Source organism: Okeania hirsuta, assembly GCF_003838195.1.
GTDB classification, from domain to species: domain Bacteria; phylum Cyanobacteriota; class Cyanobacteriia; order Cyanobacteriales; family Microcoleaceae; genus Okeania; species Okeania hirsuta.
On record NZ_RCBY01000072.1, the window covers coordinates 24919 to 31957 of the forward strand.

The following is a 7039-nucleotide window of genomic DNA, read 5'->3' on the forward strand; positions in this document are numbered from 1 at the left end:
AAAAATCAAAGAAAAATTCTTCCTCCTTTCTTCTGTATAATTCTCCTGAATTTTTAATTCTGACTCCTACCCTTATCAAAAGACTTTTTATTAAAAAATAAACCTCCAATTTAATGAAAAAACTCAAGAATTTAGCCATCAATTTAGGATTAACATTGGGTACATTAATATTTACTCTGACAGTAAGTGAAATAGGATTAAGAATAGCAGGAATTGAGCATCCAACGATAAAAATAGATGGAGATCAAAATCCTCTCCATACTTTCAAAGATATGTACAGAGGTTGGGCAGGAAAACCTAATGGCAAAGGATTTTGGCAGGAAGAGGGTATCCCTTCTGAAATAATAATGAATAGTGCAGGATTTCGCGATTATGAACGGAGTAAAAATAAACCAGAAAATGGATTGAGAATTGCTTTATTGGGAGATTCTTTTACAGAAGCACTTAATGTCAAATTAGAAGATACTTATGGTGCAATAATGGCAGAAAAACTACAACAATGCCCTGTGTTGAAAAACCGAAAAGTAGAAGTAATAAATTTTGGGGTAAATGGTTATGGAACAGCACAACAATTAATGACTTTAAGGGATCGTGTTTGGGATTATCAACCAGATTTAGTCATATTGGCTTTTTATCCAGGTAACGATCTTAGTAACAATTATCGCGGTCTAGAACATGACCATTTACGCCCTTATTTTGTTTACCAAGATGGGCAACTTGTGGCAGATATGTCATTCCGAAATTTGAAGTTTTGGCAGAGAAATCGTTATGCTTTTTCTATTGTAGATTTCTTGCCATATTGGTTGATAAAAAATTCTCGAATTCTACAGTTAATTAGAAAGGTAGATCTTGATGCTAAACGCCGTCAGTATAATCGGGATTACAATGCAATTAATATAGATTTTTATAAAGAACCAAAACCCAATTCTGATTGGGAAGAAGCTTGGGATGTAACTGAGGGTTTAATTAAGTTAATGCGAGATGAAGTATATGAAAAAAAGGCAGATTTTATGCTGATAACAGTTAGTCATTCTTCTCAAGTACTTCCCGATGTTCAAGAGCGCGATAACTTGAAAAAAATTTTAAATGTGTCAAATTTATTTTACCCAGATATTAGACTAAAAAATTTTGGGAAAGAGGAAAATATACCAGTTTATAATTTAGCTGGACCTATTTGGGATGAGGCTAAAAAAACAGGTAAGTGTTTACATGGTTTTGATAATGCACTTCCCTGTGGAGGTCATTGGAATGTAGAAGGTCATAAATTGGTAGGGGAAATAATGGGAAATTATTTGTGCGAGAAATATGGCGGTTAGGAGTCAGGAGTTAGGAGTTAGAAGTCAGAATTTTATATCAAATTCATGATGATTAGTTACTTTATTGCCACTGAAACGAAGTGGAAGGAAGCAATTTTAGGGGTGGTGCGAGATTGCTTCCTATTGTCGCAATGACGACTTTTGTACAAAATTCGCGATCGCTCAGACAAATATACTATTTTTAGTTGAATAAAAAGTCATGCGTAGGTACGAACAAACCCCAATAACATTTATAATATCACAAAAATTGTGAGGGTGGAACCGAAAATCCTTTGAGCCGCCGATTTTTTCATGAGCTTCATAAAATGAAACTGTTTGTGGTTTTCTACTGAGGAGAGATAGAAGGTAAAGATTTGATGATGGGAAAAACAAGCATTTCTATGAGCTTCACAAAATGACAATATTTCTAGTATTTCTCCTGGGAAAAAAGCCTGAATATTTGATTGTGTCTCAGTCAGGAATTTTAGTTGAATAAAAAGTCATGCGTAGGTACGAACAACCCCTAATAACATTTATAATATCACAAAAATTGTGAGGGTGGAACCGAAAATCCTTTGAGCCGCCGATTTTTTTATGAGCTTCATAAAATGAAAATGCTTGTGATTTTCCACCCTAGGAGAGATGGAAGGAAAGATTTGATGATGAGAAAAACAAGCATTTCTATGAGCTTCACAAAATGCCTAAATATTTGATTGTGCCTCAGTCAGGAATTTTGGTTGAATAAAAAGTCATGCGTAGGTACGAACAAACCCCAATAACATTTATAATATCACAAAAATTGTGAGGGTGGAACCGAAAATCCTTTGAGCCGCCGATTTTTTTATGAGCTTCATAAAATGAAAATGTTTGTGATTTTCCACCCTAGGAGAGATAGATGGAAAGATTTAATGATGGGAAAAATCTGATTCTAATCTTAAAAGTAGGGGAGTAAGGGAGTATTTTTCAATCTTTTTCTTGTATTGCCTCTATTCCACTCCCGACTCGTAACTCAAAAATTTTTACGCGGGCAAAGATAGCAAATGCTTTCTATATATATGTAATATATGTAGATATAATCCCGTTGAAAAGTGGTCATTGGGACGATAGGAAGTAATCTCAGGGACTTTCAAGATTGCTTCCTTCCACTCCGTTCTAGTCGCAATGACCTAAAATAACTAATTATTAAAATTTGATATGAGTGAAAAAAGTTTCTCTACTGTATCTCCATAAATTAGAAAATTACCCCAATTGTTTATACTTTCAGGTACTATATATAACTTGGTTTTTAACTTAACTTATTGTCAATACTAAAACTAAGAATAATCTCTTGCTCAACTAACCTAAATATAATGAAAAAACTTCAGAATTTAGCCATCAATTTAGGATTAACAGTCAGCACATTAATATTTGCTGTAACAGTGGCAGAAATAGGTCTAAGAATAGCAAAAATAGAAACTCCACCACCACCAAGAGAAGACTCTAATCAAGAACTTTTATATACAGCAAAAGATCCAAATCGAGGTTGGGCAGGAAATCCTAATGCCACAGCATTTTGGCAAGGAGAAGGTATACCTTCAGAATTAAAAATGAATAGTGGAGGGTTTCGTGATTATGAACGTAGTAAAACTCAACCTGAAAATGGATTAAGAATAGCTTTATTAGGAGATTCTTTTACAGAAGCAATTCATGTCAAATTGGAGGATACTTATGGTGCAATTATAGAGCAAAGATTACAACAGTGTCCTGTATTAAAAGACCGGAAAGTTGAGGTAATGAATTTTGGTGTACAGGGTTATGGAACAGCTCAACAGTTGATGACTTTAAGACATCATGTTTGGGATTATGCACCAGATTTAGTAATATTAGTTTTTTATGCTGGTAATGACCTCCGCAATAATTATCGCGCTTTAGAACACGATCATCTCAGACCTTATTTTGTCTATAAAAATGGTCAACTTGTTGAAGATATGTCATTCCGCGATTTAAAATTTTGGGAGAGAGATCGTTATAACTTTTCTATAGTAGATTTTTTGCCATTTTGGTCTGTGCAAAATTATCGGATTTTACAACTAATTAGAAAGGTGGATATTGATGCTAAACGCCGTCAGTTTGAAAAAGATTATAGTGAAATTAATCTAGCTTTTTACAAGGAACCACAATCAAATTATGATTGGGAAGAAACCTGGAAAGTTACTGAAGGTTTAATTAAACTAATGAGAGATGAAGTATATGATAAAGGGTCAGATTTTATGGTAATAACAGCCAGTGATTCTTATCAAGTTTTACCAGATATTCAAAAGCGTGATGGATTTAGAAAATCTTTGAATGTACCGAATTTATTTTATCCAGATATTCGGTTAAAAAATTTTGGTAAGGAGGAAAATATACCAGTGTATAATTTAGCTGGACCTATTTGGGATGAAGCGAAAAAAACGGGTAAATGTTTGCATGGTTTTGATAATGCGGTTCCTTGTGGAGGTCATTGGAATATAGCAGGTCATAAATTTGTCGGGGAAATAATGGGAAATTATTTGTGTGAACAATATACTACTCGATTAAGCAAAGAAGGTAAAAGGGAAACCCTCTAATATCGTTTCACGGAAGTCAGAAGTCAAAAGTTAGATTTAATAGGCTAAAAATTTTGACAATACAGTAGTTTCAGGCAATTATTTGACACTTAAAGGAATGAAGCTATTTGTGACATCCTTAAAGTGAATTGGTATAAATTTATTTATCTTTTCTTTTGTGGGTTTAATACCCCACCGTCTACAGAATGCTTAAAATTGTTTGGGTTTGAATACCGATGTAATTAGAGCTTCTGCCTTCTGCCTTTCCTACGCAATGCTGGGCAAACAGCACACATCGCCTCCAGAATGTAGGACGCACATCTGACAGTCAATCATTTTTGATTTGTAATTGTTTTAGGATTTTGTAACTGGTCAGTTATTTCCGCCATCCTGCAATAGCTGCCTTCTTCAAGGAATTTGTTAAGGATGCTTTATACCAAAGCACTTTGTTTCTCAAAATAATTCTTTTTTTTGGCTTTTCATAAATTAAAATACTTGCTGGAAAAAAAAATTTTATTGGTAATCGAAAAAAGTTTCAGTAAGTTTAAAAATTAATATAGCATTTTTCTACAGACACGAAGTACTTATGTTTATGGTTTTAGGGAATAGGTAGTAAGAAAGATGGGGAGACAGAATAGGAAACAAACAAAAAATCTTTACCGTTGGCCGTACCAAATCGATCTCCGAATATGCTGTAATTAATAATTAAAAATTATTTTTGGCTCTCTCTTGAAAATGGATGGGATTGGCGAATAGGATTTCTTCTTTAAGTAAGAAGATTTATAGCAGTGGAAGGAAAAGTGAAGACATATCAAAAGCTGAAAACTCAGACAAAGCAATATTTTTCCTTCTGCCTTCTGCCTTCTGCCTTCTGCCTTCTTCCTTCTTCCTTCTTTCTTCTTCCTTCTGCTATAAACCTTAATTATTTGGTAAATAAAAATTCAGCAATGCCATGAAAAATTTTAAATGGATGCAGGGAATCAAAACAGGATTCAGTCTAGTTACGATTAACTTAGTTTTAGGATTTATAGGATTAGAGATTGTATCATTAGGTTTTTATTATTTTCAGGAAAATCGACTATTTTATACGAGAGAAAGTACTATTTCCAAAGTAAGAGAAGACCTGGAAAAAACTGGAACTAGACTGGGTGCAAATTTAGATAATGAATCAATATTAGAGCGAATACATCCGTTTTTTGGCTATGTGCTAAAAGCAGGAAGTTTTACCCATGAAGAGTCGGGAATAAGAATTAATAATTATGGTTTTGTCTCTCAGTACAATTATCCTTTTGTTAAAAGTAATAAGAATCAATTTATTATTGGTATTTTTGGCGGTTCAGTTGCGAATAATTTTGCCGTTGGTCTGAACATTAATCAATCCAGAGGTAATGAAGAATTTATCAATAACTTAAAAAGTATACCTGAGTTAGTAGATAAAGAAATAATCATCCTATGTTTTTCGGGGGGAGGTTATAAACAACCACAGCAATTATTGATTTTAAATTATTTTCTTTCTATCGGCCAAGAATTTGATATGGTCATCAATATAGATGGTTTTAATGAAGTAGCTCTATCTCATCAAAATAATCAAGCAAAAATAGAATTAACTCTACCAAGCATACAACATATTTTACCTTTAACAAGGTTAGCTAGTGATGATTTGTCTGTAATGAAAGCAATTGTTAAAATTAGCGAACTGAAACAGAATTTATCAACTGCTATTAATAAGTTAGAAAGTTGTCAACTAGCTTCGTGCCATAGTTTGAGAAGTTTGCAAGTCAAAGGATTATTAGAAAGCTATCAAAAAGAGATTATTAAATACGATCGACAGATAGCTCGAAATTCTCAAAACCTTGATAGTGACAGTCTAGTACATTTGAAGAAGATGCCTGAAGTATTAGAATATGAGGTAGCTTTTGAGAAGATAGCAGAAAATTGGTATGAATCATCACTAACAATGAATCAGATTTTAGCCGAGAGAAATAAATGGTATTTTCATTTTATTCAACCTAATCAATATTATCCGACTGAAAGAGTTTTTAGCCCGGCAGAAAAAGTTCTAATTATTGAAGGAAATCCTTATTCAATAGGAGTAAAAAAAGGTTACCCAATGTTATTTTCTAAAATTAATAACTTACGAAAAGCCAACGTAAATATATTTAATGGTGTGAATATTTTTGATGAAGAAAAAGAAGTAGTTTATCGAGATGCTTGCTGCCACTATAATTTTGTTGGAGACACAATTTTAGAAAGGTTTGTTGCTAATTCCATCAAAAATGTAATGGAGAATCAAGATAAAAATTAGAGTAATATAACAGTTGAAGGGTAAACATTTCCTGCGAAATGCTGCGCAAACAGCGGTCAGCTATCAGCTTCATTACCTTTAGTTGACAACTAAAACTCGTCGTTCTTGTGCTTCAATTCTCTGGTTGAAAATGTAGTATAGCTTAAGCGAATGCTTGCTTCATTTATTAAAAATATCAGAGCTAACTGTTAATAGGTGAATGCTTACTTTGAAGGAAAGGAAACTGAGATACCAAAAGATTAAAGCTCAGACAACGTTAGATTTTTCCAACTTCAGCCTTCTTCCTTCTGCTGTATTATCTGGCTTAAAATTGAAAGTTAGTTAATATGAAATATCAAAAAGAATACTATGAATAATTTCCCTGCTTAAAAGACTTTACCTAGAAATGTCGATTTGAATAAAAACAGGATTTGACTCTAACTAAATGATATATAGACTATTCCTACTAAACATCCCCAATAATAAAAAATCAAATCAATTATTCCACTCTTATTCATCAATTCTTTCTCCCTGCTCCCTGCTTCCTACTCCCTATGCGTGGAGGAGGTGTCTACTGATATCATGTCCGGTAGCATCGGTCTTGTATAGCAAAGGTAAGGAAGAAGGAAGAAGAAAGAGGGAAGAGGGAAGAAGGCTACCCTCGCAAGAAAAAAACCATCATTTCCTGTAGATATTCACCCTTGGGTTTACACAAACGATATAAACGGACATGATATGATACCATTTCTCTGTAAACAATAAACTTAATAATTGTTGCTCAGACCTGATTAAGCTGACTATTCTCATCTTTATATTAAATGGAACTTCATAGAGAAATAGAGAAATGGTATGACTCGGTCCTCCTGTAAACAGTCTAATTATTGTTCTGCTGA

At 33.4% G+C, this 7039-nt stretch carries 4 protein-coding genes; 3 read left to right on the forward strand and 1 reads right to left on the reverse strand.

Translation table 11 applies throughout. The annotated features are described in order from the left end of the window. Positions 1 to 113: 113 nt before the first annotated feature. From D5R40_RS14135 to D5R40_RS14145, 3 genes are all read left to right on the forward strand, one after another. Complete coding sequence (locus D5R40_RS14135) at positions 114 to 1316, forward strand: SGNH/GDSL hydrolase family protein (RefSeq protein ID WP_124146025.1); 1203 nt, start codon at positions 114 to 116, stop codon at positions 1314 to 1316. A gap of 1328 nt (positions 1317 to 2644) precedes the next feature. Further along, on the forward strand, positions 2645 to 3883 hold the full coding sequence (locus tag D5R40_RS14140; protein WP_124146024.1) for an SGNH/GDSL hydrolase family protein: 1239 nt from the start codon (positions 2645 to 2647) through the stop codon (positions 3881 to 3883). Between the two features lie 931 nt (positions 3884 to 4814). Further along, complete coding sequence (locus tag D5R40_RS14145; protein WP_124146023.1) at positions 4815 to 6167, forward strand: hypothetical protein; 1353 nt, start codon at positions 4815 to 4817, stop codon at positions 6165 to 6167. Between the two features lie 657 nt (positions 6168 to 6824). On the opposite strand, the gene D5R40_RS37750 is transcribed toward D5R40_RS14145, so the two are convergent. Beyond that, positions 6825 to 7039 (reverse strand): hypothetical protein (locus tag D5R40_RS37750; RefSeq protein WP_205127652.1); only part of this gene is annotated, 215 nt, incomplete at its 5' end.